Below are 16,090 nucleotides of genomic sequence, written 5' to 3' on the forward strand. Positions count from 1 at the left end.
GGGGTGGGGAAATGACCAACTATCTGTTTTCGATCGCCTCAAATGTCGCCATTTTCAGTATTTTGGCGCTATCGCTCAACATTATCACCGGCTATGCCGGGCAGGCCATGATGGGCCACGCCGCCTTTTTCGGCATTGGAGCCTATTCCGCCGCGCTCCTGACGAACGCCGGGCTCAATTTCTGGCTTGCGCTGCCCGCCTGCCTGATCATTGCGGGAATCTGCGGCGCCATATTGGGTATCGCCAGCCTGCGCGTGCAGAATGACTTTCTGGCGATTACCACCATCGGCCTGAACTTCGTCATGGTGGCGCTGTTCAACAATCTGGAAATTTTCGGAGGGTCTTTGGGCCTTGCCACCAAGAAGCCGTATTTGTTCGGGCAGCGCATGGGCAACCGGGAGTTTTTCTTCCTTGCTGTCCTTGTTGTAATTGCCGTATGCTTTTTGATCGTCAAGATGAGGCGTTCCTGGTTCGGCATTGCATTGGCCGCCATCAACAACGACGAAAAAGCGGCCAGCTCCTTCGGCGTCAACGTCAGCCAATATAAAATCCTCAGCTTTATCCTCGGCACCGCCATTGCCGGACTGGCTGGGGGAATCTACTCGCACCGCATGGGCTTCATTTTCTCTTCGGATTTTGCTTTCGTGATTTCCATACAGATCCTTTCGATGGTCGTGGTAGGCGGTCTCGGCACGATCCGCGGCCCCCTGATGGGTGCGATTTTGCTGGGAGTGGCGCCAGAGCTGCTGCGCTCCGCCTCGGATTACCGCAATCTGCTTTACGGCGGCCTTCTGGTGCTGATGGTGCGCTTTATGCCGGAGGGTCTGCTGGGCGACGGCAGCCCCCTGATGCGGGCCTTTGCGAAAATCAGGGTCTCCCTGTTCCCAAAGAAAGGGGGGCAGAGCCATGGATGAGCTGCTGCGCGTGGAAGAGCTGAAAATGTATTTCGGCGGTTTGAAAGCCATCGACGGCCTTACTCTTTCCGTGTATGACGAAGAGGTGCTCGGTATCATCGGGCCGAACGGAGCGGGCAAAACCACACTGTTTAACGCCATCTGCGGGGTGTATAAGCCCACCGGGGGCAAGGTGCTTCTTCGCGGAGCAGAGGTACAGGGCCTGCCCGCACACGAAATGGCGCGCAAGGGTATTGCCCGCACCTTTCAAATCTCGAAGCCCCTGAAGGACCTGACCATTCTGGACAACGTGGTAGCCGCAGCCGGAATCCACGAATACACCGGCGTACGCTCTTATTTCAGGAAAAGCCATACCCCCGAAGTGGTGGAGAAGGCTGAGTCCGTGCTGGAGCTGGTCGGACTGAAAGAGCTGCGCGACAAAAAGGCCCGTGATGTATCTCTGGGCTACCTGCGCCGCCTGGAAATCGCCCGTGTTCTGGTCACCGACCCACTCCTCATTATGCTGGATGAGCCTGCCGCCGGTCTGTCCAACTTTGCGATCAACCAGATCACGGAGCTAATCCTGCAGCTCAAGGAACAAAAAAAGACCATTGTCCTCATTGAACACAACCTCCCTATCACGATGAAGGTCTGTGACCGGATCGCAGTTCTAAACTATGGCAAAAAAATCGCCGAGGGCATTCCTGCACAAATACAAGGAGACCCGCAGGTAATCGAAGCCTATTTAGGGGAGGAGGATGACTGATGCTGGAAATGAAAGATTTGTATGTTTCTTACGGGATGATGGAGGTCATCCATGGAATCAACCTGAAGGTCGATTCGGGCGAGCTGGTGTCGGTCATCGGGCCCAACGGCGCGGGAAAAACCACGCTGATCAAAGCCACCATGGGTCTGGTTCCGCTTCATTCCGGGAACATTTTGTACGACGGGCAGGACATTTCAGCACTGCCCGCACATAAACGGGCGGAGATGGGCATCGGTTATGTGCCGGAAGGCCGGCGCGTCTTCGGGGACCTGACGGTGGAGGAAAATCTGCGGATCGGCGCGTACCGTCTGCCGGATACCAAGCAGATACGGCCCAATCTGCAAAAGGTGTACGAGATGTTTCCCCGGCTGGGGGAACGTAAAAATCAACTGGCGCGCACAATGTCCGGCGGGGAACAACAAATGCTGGCCATCGGCCGCGCTCTGATGCTCTCCCCTCGCCTGCTGCTGATCGACGAGGTATCTATGGGGCTGATGCCCATTATGGTGAATACCTGCTTTCAGATCATCAAAGAATTGAATGAGTCGGGCATCACGATCCTGATGGTGGAGCAGAACGCGAACAAGGCGCTCAAGATCGCCTACCGCGGATATGTGATCGAGGCCGGCAACATCACTCTCGAAGGCACTTCGGAAGTACTGCGCAGCAACGACATGGTGCAAAAAGCGTACTTAGGGAGCTAAGATTTTAAAGTATTATCAAATCCGATATACCGATTAAAAATTAAGCTATCTGTGTTTATTTCCTTCCAAGCGCATATAAAAGCGGCTCCCTATATGGGGAGCCGCTTTTATATCAGACTTACTCTGCTGATGAACCATTGGAGTTTGACTGGCGCAATATCGGCCTGCGTGCTACGGCGCACTCTGGTTTGCGGCTGCAGGCAATTAAGGAATCAAGCGGTATTTTTTCATTTTCCTCCAAAGCGTTGTGGTACTGATATTCAGTTCGGCGGCAGCCTGTGCCCGGTTGCCGCCGCTGCGTGCCAAAAGCTCCTGTATTTTCTCCCGTTCATACTCCATTACGGATTCTCTAGGGGAAGGCGGCACCACAGCAGCCCGCGTATCACTGACCGCCGCGGGGCGGCGCCGGATCACTCCCTCCAAACAGTCCGGCCCGATACACGTGCTTTCGGACAGCGTGATTGCCCGCTCAAGAAGATTAAAAAACTGCCTGATATTCCCCGGATAGGCGCCCTCCTGCAGCAGCGTGACCGCTTCTTTGCTAAACGTGATCTCCGGGCAGTTTTTTCTGGTATAATGCTCGATCAGGCGGGGAATATCCTCTTTTCGTTCCCTCAGCGGCGGCAGATACAGCTCCAAAACATTCAGGCGGTAAAGCAGATCCTCACGGAACTTTCGCTCCTGAACCAGCTCTTCCAGATTCTTGTTGGTCGCGCTGATGACCCGCACATCGATCGGAACAATCTTGTTATCGCCCAGGCGGCTGATCTCCTTCTCCTGCAACACACGGAGGAGCTTTGCCTGAACATCGATATTCATTTCGCCGATTTCGTCCAGAAACACAGTCCCGCCGTGGGCCAGCTCAAACAATCCCATTTTGCCTTCCCTGTTGGCCCCGGTGAACGCCCCTTTTACATAGCCGAACAGTTCGCTTTCCAGAATGGATTCCGGCAGGGCCGCGCAATTGATCGCAACAAAAGGCTCGTTGGCCCGGCCGCTGGCATTATGGATACTTTGTGCAAAAACCTCTTTCCCCGTGCCGGTTTCACCGGAAATCAGAATTGCACTGTTGCTTGCAGCATATTTTTTCCCGAGCCGGATCGTCTCTTTGATGGGAGCACTTTCTCCCACAATATCCAGGAAGGTATATCGGGCGGCCGGATATTTTTCACTCAGCTTCATGCGGATTTGTTTTTCCGCGGATTGAATTCGGTTTCCGCTGCCGACAATGATAACCACGCTTTTCAGCTGCGCATTCACAATGATCGGCCTGCAGTTCACCAGATACACGCGAGAGAAGAGATTGACAATCGACTTCTGGATGGGTTCCTTTTGATTCAGGACCCGATCGGCCTCCTTTTCCGGAAAGAGAAGCCGCAGAATTTCTTCCGATGACCGGTTGTGGAACAGGGCCTTGGCATTATCGTTCAGAAAAAGAAGTTCCCCTGAGGGGGAATAGTTCAAAATCGCGTCGGGTGTTCCGTTGATGGTGGCCAGAATGGTCTGAAGGTACTCATCTTTTGCCTCCATCGACATCAGAATATTCATCGCCCGGTCAATGGCCGTTTCCACATTGCCGGAGTGAACCCGCAGCATCACATGGCGCAACTCGTGAGCATCGGCGGCCTGCTTTACGGAAAATCCGCCGATCAACAGGCGGGTACCGGGGCGAAGCTCGCCAATGATATCCTGCTCGACGGTATCCGGGGATTGGGGATCGATCACCTGCACATCCATGCCGGAAATCCGGCGAAAGCGCAGCATGGTATCATAGGCACTGTCGAACCCGATCAGCGCAATTTCCTCCGGCGCACAATCGCCCATCTGAACGGATTCATAGATTTCTTCGTAAAGATATGGAACATCTACCACCGGAATGGGCACATTCTCCTCCAGAAGCCGCACGTTGCGTCCTCTGGCAATCAGCACCTTGGCCCCGGCGGAAACAGCCTCTTTGGCATTGCGGATCGTATGCTTTCCGGTCGCCTCAATAATCCCCACCCGGCTGGTCAGGCGGCGCTTTTGGATAATCTGCCTTGCAACAGAGGTAAAAACATCGGACGCGGCAAATATCATGATGTCGCGAATCTCTTTCACGGACAAGCCCTCCATTTCACATGAATTTCACTTTTGAAATTCATGTGAAAATGATACCACGATTTTTTAAAATGTTCAATCAGAAAATAAAACCTGTTTTTGTGTCTGAAAAGAAAAAACATGCAGATTTCATCCGCCTTTTCAGCGTTTTGTCAATATTTTTTAAAAATTTAAAATCAGTTGGCATAGAAATTGCGTTTCTATTGGAGTGTAACAAGAAAGGAGGCTACACAATGGCCTATCAGGTACTACTGCCACAACCTATTTTGAAAGAGGGATACGATTACTTACTCGAACATGGTTACGAGATCATCGAGGGGAAAGGCCCCGGCGAAGAAGATATTCTCTCAGACATTGAAAAGTGTGACGCCATGATTGTCCGCACCGCAAAAATAACCGCCAGAATTTTAGATGCGGCGCCCAACCTGCGTGTCATCGCCCGGCACGGGGCAGGATATGACGGAATCGATCTAGAGGCGGCACGCCGGCATAACGTTCTGGTGATGAACGCGCCGGGTGTAAACAGCATTTCGGTGGCTGAGCTGGCGATCTTCTATATGCTCCACTGTTCCCGCAACTTTAAGACGGTTCAGAAGCTCTATCAGGAGGATTACAGCTACGCGAAATTTAAGGTTCCGAAAACAGAGCTGAACGGAAAGACGCTGGGCCTCGTCGGTCTGGGGAATATCGGTAAGCTGGTCGCAAAAAAGGCCGCCATGGGGTTTGATATGAAGGTAATCGCCTTTGACCCCTTCCACCGCGGAGAGCTGCCGGATTACATCGAGATGACGCAGGACAGGGACGAGATTTTCCGCGTCAGCGACTATGTATCCCTTCATGTTCCCGCCACAGAGGAAACAGTCAAAAGCATTGGCATCCGTGAGTTTTCTTTGATGAAGAACACCGCTTTCCTGATCAACACCGCCCGCGGCTCGATTGTGGACGAACCGGCTTTGATTCAGGCACTGCAAGAAAAGCAGATCGCCGGGGCCGGGCTGGACGTGCTTTGGGATGAGCCTTTTCAGAAAGATAACCCCCTGCTGCAAATGGACAATGTACTGACAGCCCCGCACATTGGTGCAGCCACAAAAGAAGCCTCCAGCCGCGCTTCGCTGGCCTGCGCGCAGAACATAGACGATTACTTCTGCGGACGGCCTCTGCACGCGGTCGTCCCGGAGCTGAGAGATTTCATTTCAACCAAAGAATAAATTCTGATAAAATGAGAGGAGAAAGAGAACATGAGTGTAGGAAACCGAGTTTTTCTGGAACGTGATTTACCGGATGCAAAAGTGATGGAGGGCTTTCGTGCTCTGCCCGCGGCAAATGTGGCGGACACCATGGGGCGCTCCTGTGCACTGAATTCCCAGATTCACCTGATCAGCAGCCCGGAAAGGCCCATTATGGCAGGCGCAGCGTTGACCGTGAAGGCCCGCCCCGGCGATAACCTGATGCTGCACAAGGCTCTGGATATGGCCGGCCCTGACGACGTCATTATCGTATCCAACGAAGGAGACCGCACACACTCCCTGATGGGGGAAATCATGGCGGTTTACGCACAGTGCACCCGCAAGGTACAGGGCATTGTGCTGGATGGCCCGATCCGTGACGTCCAGGAGTTGTCTCAGATGGAGATGTTCCTGTATGCAACCGGATCTACCCCCGGCGGCCCGTACAAGGAAGGCCCGGGTGAGATCAACGTGCCGATTTCCATTGGCAATATTGCGGTAAATCCCGGGGATATTGTTCTGGGCGACCGGGACGGCGTCATCATCATTCCCAGAGCAGACGCGGCTCAGATTCTGGAGGATGCGAAAAAATATGCGGAAGCGGATGCCAGCAAGGTGACCGCCGCAAAAAATGGCACTGCAAAACGCCAGTGGGTAGAAGATACTTTGGCGAAGAAGAACGTGGAAATAATTCAAGGAAAATGTACAGGATAAGTTCTGAGAAGGAGGGAATGATTCATGATTTTGGGAATCGGAATCGGCATCTGGGCATTCATCATTTACATCGCAGCGATCATTATCTGGATGCTTGTATTGAAAAGAAACATAGCCGAGTGCATGGGCATCGGTTTTCTTATCGTCGCGTTATTCAATGGATTTTCTGCTTTTCCGGGCACTTTGGGCACCGCTTTGCTCTCAGCCTCGAAAGAGAGTTCTTTTCTCGCGACCATGCTGTTCTTGCTGATGTCGGTCATTATGACAAAGACGGGAATGATCGCTCGTCTGGTTGAACTTTTAAACTCCATTATAGGCCGCATAAAAGGCGGCGCGGCCTATGTTTCCGTATGCGCGAGCTTTTTATTCGGCCTGGTATCCGGTAATGCGATTGCCAACTGTGCAACGGTCGGCGCCATTACAGTCCCGTGGATGAAGGAAAGCGGCTGGCCGAAAGAAGTATCCGCTACCATGAATGCGGGCAATGCCGGTGTTGGGCAATCCATGCCCTCCTGCACCGCCATGTTTCTTCTGTTAGGTCTGGCCCCGGTTGCAGCTGCAATGACGGTCGGGCAAGCTTATATTGCCGTGCTGTGCGGCGGCGCGTGGACATTCGTGTATCGACTGATCCGGGTATGGCTGTATGCGAAAAAATACAATGTACAGGCAGTTCCGGAGGATCAGATCAAGCCGTTCGGCCAATCCTTCCATGATAACTGGACTTCTTTGCTGATGCTGGCCGGTATCGCGATCCCCTTGCTATTGACCATGGGCCCCATCGCAAAGTTCCTGACTGCTGCGGAATCCTTTGCCAAAGCGGGCGTTTCTTCGATCAATATCGTTCTGTGGGTTCCCGTCGTTGTCAGCGTGATTTGCCTGATTGTCGGCAGAAAGAGCCTGCCCCAGACAGGCAGTGAATGGATCGGCCTGCTCAAGGGCTGCCAGCCGACCTTTGCAACCGTCGGAGGCGTACTTCTGTTTGCTCTGGCCGCCAGCAATGTGCTGACCATGGTCGGCTTCGACCAGGACCTCAAGGTGCTTCTGGAAGCTCTTACCCTGCCGAATCTGGTTATGATTATCCTGACCTGCATCATGATCGTGCTGGTAGCCGGGCCCCTGAGCGCCGTTGCCACAACCGCTGCCGTGGGTTCCGTTGCGTTCTCTGTTTTTGTGGGCGCGGGAGTAAACCCGATTGCCGCAGTCGTTGCGTTTATGATCTGCATTTCTACGGAAGGCGCCTCTCCCCCCAGCTCGTCTCCTATCTTTATTTCGTGCGGATTGGCCGAGGTAGATGACCCCAAGGTTATTTTTGTACCGCTAATCACCGACTATGTCCTTCCGTTGATTGGGGTAGCCACTCTGGTAGCAGTCGGAGTACTGCCTATTATTCAATAGTCTGTAAAAGGAGGATTCCCATGAAAACGGCAGAGAAAATTTTAGACGCCCTTTGTGTTATCACCACCATCATTTTCTTTGTAGCAGTTACACTGATGGTCCTTGCGCAGGGATTTGCTGTTATTACATTGAATGGAGCGCTGTCCACTTCGCTATATAAAGCGATTGCAGTACCGGCCAGTATGGTTTCGGCCGTGTCTTCCATTATTGCTATTCTATTGGCTTATATGAGAGGTCAGATGAAAGCGGACTGAGTATTCACCGACACAGCCGTACAGGAATACGGAGAAATCCGTATTCCTGTACGGCGAAATTGCATCAATGAAAAAGGAGGAAAGAAATGCTGGATTTATTAATCATCAACGGCCACGTGATCGACCCGCTCAATCAGGTCGACAACATTCAGCCGGTTGCCATTTATAACGGAAAAATCACAAAATACGAAGAAGGAGAACCGGCAAAGCACACGATTGACGCTGCCGGACGTTATGTTTTCCCCGGACTGATCGATGCGCATGCGCATATGTTTGCGGAAGGAACAGATATCGGAATCTACCCGGATCTCGCTTATTTGCCAACGGGAGTAACAAGCGCTGTGGATGCAACCGCGGGCGTTTCCAATTACCGGATGTTCCGCTCCGCAGTGATCGAGAGAAGCAAGGTGACCATCAAAAGCTTTCTGCAGATGTGCTCGGCAGGACTCGTTACCACCAGTTACCACGAGTGCATCGACCCCAAATACTTTAATGCAGAAAAAATTGCCCGAATCTATGAAGAAAACAAAGACAATATTCTGGGACTGAAAATCAGGCAGAGTGAAGAACTGGCTATGGGTCTTGGAATTGAACCGCTGAAAGCTACGGTCGCCATTGCAGATAAAATCAACTGCCCGGTAGAAGTACACTGCACCAATCTTCCGGTTCCCACCTGCGAAGTGCTGGAGGTACTGCGCCCCGGCGACATTTTCGAACATGTCTATCAGGGTGCAAAAAACACAATCATCGACGAAAACGGAAAGCTGTATGAATGCGTTCGCAAAGCACGGGAACGCGGCATTTGGTTTGACACTGCCGAGGGCCGCAAGCATGGCGACTACGATGTGATGAAAGCCGCGATGGCACAGGGCTTTATCGCTGATATCTGCAGTACAGATTTAGTGCTGGGCAGTATGTATCGGCGCACGATTTTTTCTTTGCCGAACCTGATGTCCCGCTATATTTGCATGGGAATTCCCATGCGGCAGGTGGTGCAAATGGCAACAAGCACGCCGGCCCGCCTGATGAAGATGACTGGAGAAATCGGCTGCCTGTCCGAAGGGGCAAGAGCAGACGTCGCCATTTTTGACTGGAAAGAATTCCACCAGACATACCGCGATTGGAAAGGAAGCGCATTTGAGGCCGATCACATGCTCAAGCCTGAGCTGACGATCAAAGACGGTGATATTGTCTACTGCGCTGCCGACTATATTTACGAACCCGAGTACCAGTAAATTCAATTGTCCATCAAAAATCCAAACAATTCATTTGACCTCCCGGTCGGTGCGAAATGCGCCGACCGGGAGCTTTTGTATTGCAAGTATTGACTAATAGGCAAGTCGTCAAAAAAGCTTGTACCTGTTTATGAGGATAAAAGAAATTCTTTGTTATAACAGCTCTTTCTTTCATGCGGCGCGTTGTTTTCTGCTGACACTGGAGGGTTTGCTAATGCGCATGCTGCATCTGATTTGCTTTGCAAATTTTCAAAAGCGATTATGACAAACTGCGGATCAATGCGATTCCCGATAGCAAACCAACGAATGCTTCGATTGATATTTTGGAGTAATCAATCTCAGGAAAAGATTCTGCAAAGTTCACATAAACAAGGATTTCTGTTAACCTATAAAATCTATTATTTATTTCAAATAGTACAAAATTACCGTAATAACCGGAGCTTATTCACAACCCTCTATAAATATTATGTAAATTTTTTGTTACTTATGTTGACTTAACTCTTTATTTGTTTTATACTCAAGCCAAATAAACCCAAAACAACCAAATAATAGTAAGGAGGTCACATGATGAACGCTTTTACATCAAAAGAAACCGAAGAACGTATTGACAGCATTGTAGATCAGCAGGTTCAGGAAATTGGGATTCCAAACAATGAAGATACGACCTTTGAAGACGCAACCATCATCACCGAATATCCGGAAAAACGGACGGAAACCTCCAAGACCTTTCTAATGAGTGACGGCACATTTTTGGCCGCCTCGTATGATCAGCCGATTCATTACAAAGACGATTTGGGTTTATGGCAGGACATCGACAACACCCTGAGTGTGACAGATGCGAAAGCACCTGAAGCATCTCAGCGGCTTACCAACAAAGCGGGCCTTACTTCCATCAGTTTGGAAAAGGTGATCAAGCCGAAAGGCTTCGTTACCCTGAAAACCGGTAAGCATTCCATCAGCTGGGGATTGGGCGGTGCGGGAAAAGCCAGGTCTGAACTGGTGGCACAAGAAACACCATCCTATGAAAGTCATAACGACCAGTTTTTACGGCTGAAAAAGCTGAGCCATGAAGTATTGTATCGGGATGCACTCCCAAACGTTGATGTGCAGTACCTGATCGCTGCTTCCTCTGTAAAAGAAAATATCGTTTTAAAATCCAGGGATGCGCAAAAAAAATTTACCGAAACCTATCAAATCGGCTCACTGATTCCAAAACAGACCAGTGATCAAACTATTGCTCTGTATGAAGCAGAAGACGCAGAGCAGGAGAACCCGATCTATACTATCAAAGCTCCTTCGATGACCGACTCCGAAGGCGTCATCAGCAGTGCCGTTTCTCTGCGCATCGTAAGGCAGGAACCCGAAGCTCTTCAAATTGAAATCACTCCCGATGAGGAGTGGCTGAACGATTCCGCCAGAGTCTACCCCGTTACGATCGATCCCACCATTGGTTCGGGCGGCGCCGTCCGGGACACTTTCGTCAGCTCCGGCGCCCCAAACAACAATTTTGGTTATATGGGGAGCATGTACATTGGAAATGAAACCGTAACCTATAAAACCTGCCGGATTTTGATGGACTTTGATCTTCCTAAAATGGATAAGGGCGACATGGTGGTGCAGGCTCAAATGAATCTGGTGCAGTTTAAAAACGGGATGGACCCTTCCACCGGTTCTATGCTGATCAACGCGTATGAAATGGGTTCCGCCTGGAATGAACATAGTGACACATGGAACAACACCCTTTCGGCAGTTCAATCATCGATGAGCGGGCCAATTCTTGATTATGCTGCGACTTCTCAAAGTACAAACGAAAAGGTTGTCTCTTGGGATCTGACAAAACTGGTCAAAGGCTGGTATGATGGTTCTAGGGGCCACAAAGGTGTTCTGCTAGTGGCAAACAGTGAATCCGCGGCGGTCAGAAACCAGTTTTATTCTTCTGATTATCCGTCGGGTACCGGTCTGTATCCGACTCTTACAATCCGTTATGTCAACCAGACCGGTTTACAGGAATTCTGGAGCTACCACCAGCAGTCTGTCGGCAGAGCGGGAACCGGCCATGTCAATGACTATACCGGAAATCTGGTGTTCACCATTCCCCTTACCGGGACAACCGGGGAGCTGATGCCATTAAGCTATGGCTTGGTGTTTAACAGCAGCATGTCCGGCACGCAGTTTAAAGACGGGAAACGCGGCGGAACCTACGGCATGGGGTTCCAAAGCAACCTGAGCCAACGAATCGATAGCACAGCCGAATCCAACGCGACAAATGATGCAGAAAAAGAAAAATTCAGGCTGCTGACCGCCGCCGGATACAAATTTCTGTATCTGGACGAAGACGGAACCGAACACTTTTTTGTGACAGACCCGTCCAATTCTTCCAGATATATGGACGAAGACGGTTATGACATGATCCTCACCACCGGGGGCAGCACCGATGAGTATTATACGCTCAGCTATCAGGACGGCTCTAAGAAAACATTCACACAGTCGGGTTATCTCCGAAAGATTTACGATATCAATGGAAATGCACTCACTCTGGCTTACAGCGGTGCAAAACTCTCCACCATTACGGACGGCGCAGGCCGGGTAACGACTCTTGGCTACACCAGCTATGGAAACTTGGATTCCGTTACGACACCGGATGGAAAACGGACGCAGCTCCGCTACGACACCGATAATAAGCTTCTGACTTCCATCACCTTTTTTGACGGTAAAATCACACGCTATGCCTATAACAGCGGGAATCTACTGACTTCGGCGACAGATATTGACGGGAGCCAGATGGAATACACCTACGAGCTCAATGGTTCGGACTGGATGATTCGGAATCGCGTAACCAGTGCCAAGGAGTATTCCGAGTCCGGTGAGATTGGAAATACGGTTAAGATGACTTATAAAATAGACAACACAACCGATTTTCAATATATCTCCGCGCTTGGAAAGCAACAGAATGAAACCTACAGCTTTGATTGGTACGGCAGAGCAGTCAGCGTGGTAAACGCAGATGGTTCCGCCAGCGCATACGGGTATACCGTGAATCCCCAGAACATTCCTCAAAGAAATAAAATATCCGCGCAGGCTGCAACGATCCGTCCGGTTGTAAACCTGCTGACGAATCATAGTGCCGAGCTGACAGAATCGCCCCCTTCCTGGACGCTTTATCGGCAAGGCACATCTACCGGACAGATGACTATAGCCTCTGACAACGCTTTTCTGGGGAACAACTCTCTGAAGGTAACGCAGACACAGTCCGGAACCGGCATGGTCAGCGCAAGGCAGGTGAAAACAGATTTAGTACCGGGGGATACTTATACGTTCTCCGCTTATGTAAAAACAGAACTGGTTACCAATGGGTTTGCCAATCTGTTTGTGCAGGCGATCGGCGAAAATTCAGCTGAATTCGTCGGCCAGGGCGGCATCAACGGAACCTCCAGTGCTTTGAGCAGTCTCTCTGATGGATGGAACAGAATCTCGCTGACCTTTACTGTTCCGGTGGGCACGACCCAAGTTGCCTTAAATGCCGGGCTGATTAACGCAACTGGAACCGCATGGTTCGACTGCCTGCAGCTTGAAACCGGAAATGTGGCCAATCTTTATAATATGCTGGAAAATTCGTCGCTGAAATACCCCATCGACGGCAGTTCTTATATCCCAATCAATTGGACTGGCAGCGGGCTGGAATCCGGCGACGGAATTTCCAATGAAGAGATGCACATCAAGGGAAATCCGACGATAAACAAAAGCTTAAGCCAAAAAATTCCGATTAACAAATCAGCAAGAACAATTGCATTTGTGATATCCGGAAAAGCGCACGGGAATTCTATTCCGACAGACGCTACTCTCGGCCGGTATTTTGCTCTTGACCTTGGTTTGATCTTCAAGGACGGTACAAAGCAGTGGACAGTCGTACCGTTTAATCCGGATTCAAGTGGAGAGCAATACACCACCGGTCCTGTTTATACACTGGAGGACAATCTGGACAAAATCATTGATCGAGTAGAATTTTATATCATCTATTATAAAAACGCGAATTCCGCTTACTTTTATGATGTGCAATTGAATCTGGATGAAACAGGCTCCACGTTTACCTATGACCCAAACGGCCAGCCGATTACCTCCAGACAAAATGCCTTCAACAATGAAACGTACCAATATACCAATGCCAAAGAGCTTTCCCTTGCAAAGCAACGCAATAATGAATCCTATCAATATTTTTATGGAGATCAAAACAATCAGGGAAATCTTCACCGCTTAAGATCTGCTCAGTCCAAACAAACCAAAATCGGTATGTATTACAGCTACGATGGCAAGGGGAATGTGATAGATACCAAAATGGGTGTCATTAATGATTCCGGTGAAATCAACACCACAGTTTCCGCTAACCCTTACCTGCAGACTACACAGGGGTACAGCAGCAACGGGAACTACAGAATCTCTGCCTCCGATCAGCGCGGAAACATCACTACTTACAGCATCAATGCGATTACCGGTCTCATTAACTCTGTCACTGATCCCAAGGGATATCAGACAAGTTACACCTATGACTCTGACAATTATTTTCTGACAGAGGTCAGCGCATTGAGTAGCGCTGGAACTGTGACAAACAGCTATGAGTATGACGACGCTGATCGGCTGAGCAAAATCACTCACAACGGGTTCGATTATAATTTTGGCTACGACGGCTTCGGAAACACTATCAATATCAAAGTTGGCACTAAAAATCTGATTACTCACGTTTACGAAACCGGAAACGGAAACCTGCTGTATTCCCTCTATGGCAACAATTACAGAATTGGTTATGGATATGATCCATATAACCGTGTCATCTCCGTACAAAAGAATAACGCGCCGACGTATCAGTATGATTACGATGCGCGTGGAAATCTGGCCAGAGTGACCGATACCTCTGAATCGGCCCCAAAAATCACGAGCTTTTTCTACGACATGGCAGACCGGCTGACACGAAAAACGTTCGGGGAGGATACCGAAATTCGTCAGCAGTACGACGACATGGATCGTATTATCAGCCAGTATTTCCGGTTTGCGAATCAGACACGCCTCACTTCGTTCACCTATGATGTGGACAACCGGAAAAAGGAAGCCACTCTGTTATCTGGTGCGAAAATGGACTTTGATTATGACACCTTGAACCGGATTAACGCAACGAAATTAATTCATCACGAAGGTGATCCAACTCTTCGCACAGAGACAAAATTTGTCCCTATGTCTAACTATCGAACGACTACTCTTGCCAAACAGTATATCAATACCCGCTGGATCAGCGATACAAACAACGTCGTCCTTTCCCAGTATGATTACACCTACGACAACAATGGAAACATCAGTACAGTAACGGATGCTGCCGGTAATCTCACTACCTACACCTATGACCAGTTGAATCAGCTTGTCCGTGTGGATGACCAGAAGGCTGGAAACACTGTCACCTACGACTATGATGTAGGCGGAAATATTACTCGGGTCAGATACTATCTCTATTCTACCGGTCAACCGGGGAATGCATTCCTCAACGTTTCTTACTCCTACGACAACGACAACTGGAAAGACCTGTTGACCAGCTACGACAGCCAATCCATCACTTATGACCAAATCGGCAATCCCCTCACCTACCGCGACGGCATGAACTTTACTTGGGCAGGCCGCCAGCTATCTACCGCCACAGTGAACGGAGAAACCATCAGCTATACCTACAACAGCGATGGTATCCGCACCAGCAAAACCGTGGATGACGTCACTACAGATTATCTGGTGGATGGCAGTACCATTGTGGCACAAAACACCGTTTATGATACCCTTTGGTTTCTATATGACAGCGACGGCACCAGAGTCGGCTTTACCTACCACGATGACGCCTATTACTACATGAAGAACGCGCAGGGCGATGTGACGGGCATTGTTGACAGCGACCTGAATGTCGTTGTAGAATACAGCTATGACGCTTGGGGTAAGCTGATCGAAACCACCGGCAGCGAGGCCAATTTCATCGGCAAGCTGAATCCTTTCCTGTACCGCGGGTATTACTATGATGCGGAGACGGGGCTGTATTATCTGGGCAGTAGATATTATGATCCGCAGATCGGCAAGTTTTTGAATGCGGATACTATTTTAGGATTAAACAGAGATGTACTTGCGTACAATTTGTTTGCTTATTGCAGTAATAACCCAACTAACTTCCATGACCCTATGGGTTTGGGTAAAGTTTGGGATTGGATTAGCAATACTGTTAAATCAGTTATTAATTCTGTAAAAAGCTTTGTTAGTAACTATTTAACTGATCCCAGTAATGTTTATGGTCTTGTAGCAGATGGACTATCGATCGGAAGTGCCGGAGGCTCTCTTGCACTTGCTAATTCGGTAAATAGTGCTCCGCGTCCTAAAAATATTGGAGCCGGCACATGGAAAAAGACTGTTTCGCAAGATCTAAGAAAAATCAAAAAATTTGAAAGCACTTCAAGTAAAGTTCTTGGTAAAGTCGGTTATGGCGCTGTAGCTCTTGATACAGGTATTGGTATCTACGATAATATCCAAAATCATGCTTCTCAAAAGAAAATCTTAATAGATGCCACTGTAGATATAGCAGTCTCTGGTGGTAGTATATGGGCTGCTGGAGCGGCTGGTAGCGCTTTGGGTGCAGCAGTTGGCACAGTTGCTCCAGTTTTCGGAAATATTGTCGGAGCAGCAGCAGGATTTGTGATAGGAACTACAATTTATGTGTTTACTGATGGGATTTCAATTCAAGGCAATACTATCAGAGGACATGTAAAAGATTTTGCAAACAGTTGGTGAAA

The 16,090-nt window shown here is 49.6% G+C and carries 10 protein-coding genes; 9 read left to right on the forward strand and 1 reads right to left on the reverse strand.

Features of this window, described 5'->3' with window-relative positions; all coding sequences use genetic code 11:
- Positions 1–11: 11 nt before the first annotated feature.
- From TY09_RS11145 to TY09_RS11155, 3 genes are read left to right on the forward strand one after another with little or no spacing between them, the layout of a single operon-like run.
- Positions 12–914 carry a branched-chain amino acid ABC transporter permease gene (locus TY09_RS11145; protein WP_042434323.1) on the forward strand — a complete coding sequence of 301 codons (903 nt, stop codon included), beginning with the start codon at positions 12–14 and terminating at the stop codon, positions 912–914.
- Positions 907–1,659 (forward strand): ABC transporter ATP-binding protein, encoded by a 753-nt coding sequence (locus TY09_RS11150; RefSeq protein WP_042434325.1) that lies wholly within the window; start codon positions 907–909, stop codon positions 1,657–1,659. The genes TY09_RS11145 and TY09_RS11150 overlap by 8 nt, the downstream gene beginning before the upstream one ends.
- Positions 1,659–2,363: an ABC transporter ATP-binding protein gene (locus TY09_RS11155; RefSeq protein WP_042434328.1), complete on the forward strand. Its 705-nt coding sequence runs from the start codon at positions 1,659–1,661 to the stop codon at positions 2,361–2,363. The genes TY09_RS11150 and TY09_RS11155 overlap by 1 nt, the downstream gene beginning before the upstream one ends.
- A 204-nt stretch (positions 2,364–2,567) precedes the next feature.
- On the opposite strand, the gene TY09_RS11160 is transcribed toward TY09_RS11155, so the two are convergent.
- Positions 2,568–4,460 (reverse strand): sigma 54-interacting transcriptional regulator, encoded by a 1,893-nt coding sequence (locus tag TY09_RS11160; RefSeq protein WP_147584660.1) that lies wholly within the window; start codon positions 4,458–4,460, stop codon positions 2,568–2,570.
- Positions 4,461–4,693: 233 nt separating this feature from the next.
- Between TY09_RS11160 and TY09_RS11165 the strand changes: the two genes are divergently transcribed.
- From TY09_RS11165 to TY09_RS11190, 6 genes are all read left to right on the forward strand, one after another.
- The gene (locus TY09_RS11165) at positions 4,694–5,668 is read left to right on the forward strand and encodes a hydroxyacid dehydrogenase (RefSeq protein WP_042434333.1); all 975 of its coding nucleotides are present in this window, start codon (positions 4,694–4,696) and stop codon (positions 5,666–5,668) included.
- 30 nt (positions 5,669–5,698) lie between these two features.
- Positions 5,699–6,400 carry an RraA family protein gene (locus TY09_RS11170; protein ID WP_042434336.1) on the forward strand — a complete coding sequence of 234 codons (702 nt, stop codon included), beginning with the start codon at positions 5,699–5,701 and terminating at the stop codon, positions 6,398–6,400.
- 24 nt (positions 6,401–6,424) lie between these two features.
- On the forward strand, positions 6,425–7,795 hold the full coding sequence (locus TY09_RS11175; RefSeq protein ID WP_009061559.1) for a TRAP transporter large permease subunit: 1,371 nt from the start codon (positions 6,425–6,427) through the stop codon (positions 7,793–7,795).
- Positions 7,796–7,815: 20 nt separating this feature from the next.
- Positions 7,816–8,049, forward strand: coding sequence for a hypothetical protein (locus tag TY09_RS11180; protein ID WP_009061596.1), 234 nt, complete (start codon positions 7,816–7,818; stop codon positions 8,047–8,049).
- Positions 8,050–8,135: 86 nt separating this feature from the next.
- On the forward strand, positions 8,136–9,284 hold the full coding sequence (locus TY09_RS11185; RefSeq protein ID WP_009061602.1) for an amidohydrolase family protein: 1,149 nt from the start codon (positions 8,136–8,138) through the stop codon (positions 9,282–9,284).
- Between the two features lie 564 nt (positions 9,285–9,848).
- Positions 9,849–16,088, forward strand: a complete 6,240-nt coding sequence (locus TY09_RS11190; protein WP_081759653.1) for a DNRLRE domain-containing protein — start codon at positions 9,849–9,851, stop codon at positions 16,086–16,088.
- Positions 16,089–16,090 lie beyond the last annotated feature (2 nt).

The organism is Faecalispora jeddahensis, assembly GCF_000577335.1.
In the GTDB taxonomy this organism is placed as follows: domain Bacteria; phylum Bacillota; class Clostridia; order Oscillospirales; family Acutalibacteraceae; genus Faecalispora; species Faecalispora jeddahensis.

Excerpts from the sequence above, each read along its gene's own strand:
- TY09_RS11145 (WP_042434323.1), top strand. The coding sequence starts at position 12 with ATGACCAACTATCTGTTTTCGATCGCCTCAAATGTCGCCATTTTCAGT.
- TY09_RS11150 (WP_042434325.1), top strand. The coding sequence starts at position 907 with ATGGATGAGCTGCTGCGCGTGGAAGAGCTGAAAATGTATTTCGGCGGT.
- TY09_RS11155 (WP_042434328.1), top strand. The coding sequence starts at position 1,659 with ATGCTGGAAATGAAAGATTTGTATGTTTCTTACGGGATGATGGAGGTC.
- TY09_RS11165 (WP_042434333.1), top strand. The coding sequence starts at position 4,694 with ATGGCCTATCAGGTACTACTGCCACAACCTATTTTGAAAGAGGGATAC.
- TY09_RS11170 (WP_042434336.1), top strand. The coding sequence starts at position 5,699 with ATGAGTGTAGGAAACCGAGTTTTTCTGGAACGTGATTTACCGGATGCA.
- TY09_RS11175 (WP_009061559.1), top strand. The coding sequence starts at position 6,425 with ATGATTTTGGGAATCGGAATCGGCATCTGGGCATTCATCATTTACATC.
- TY09_RS11180 (WP_009061596.1), top strand. The coding sequence starts at position 7,816 with ATGAAAACGGCAGAGAAAATTTTAGACGCCCTTTGTGTTATCACCACC.
- TY09_RS11185 (WP_009061602.1), top strand. The coding sequence starts at position 8,136 with ATGCTGGATTTATTAATCATCAACGGCCACGTGATCGACCCGCTCAAT.
- TY09_RS11190 (WP_081759653.1), top strand. The coding sequence starts at position 9,849 with ATGATGAACGCTTTTACATCAAAAGAAACCGAAGAACGTATTGACAGC.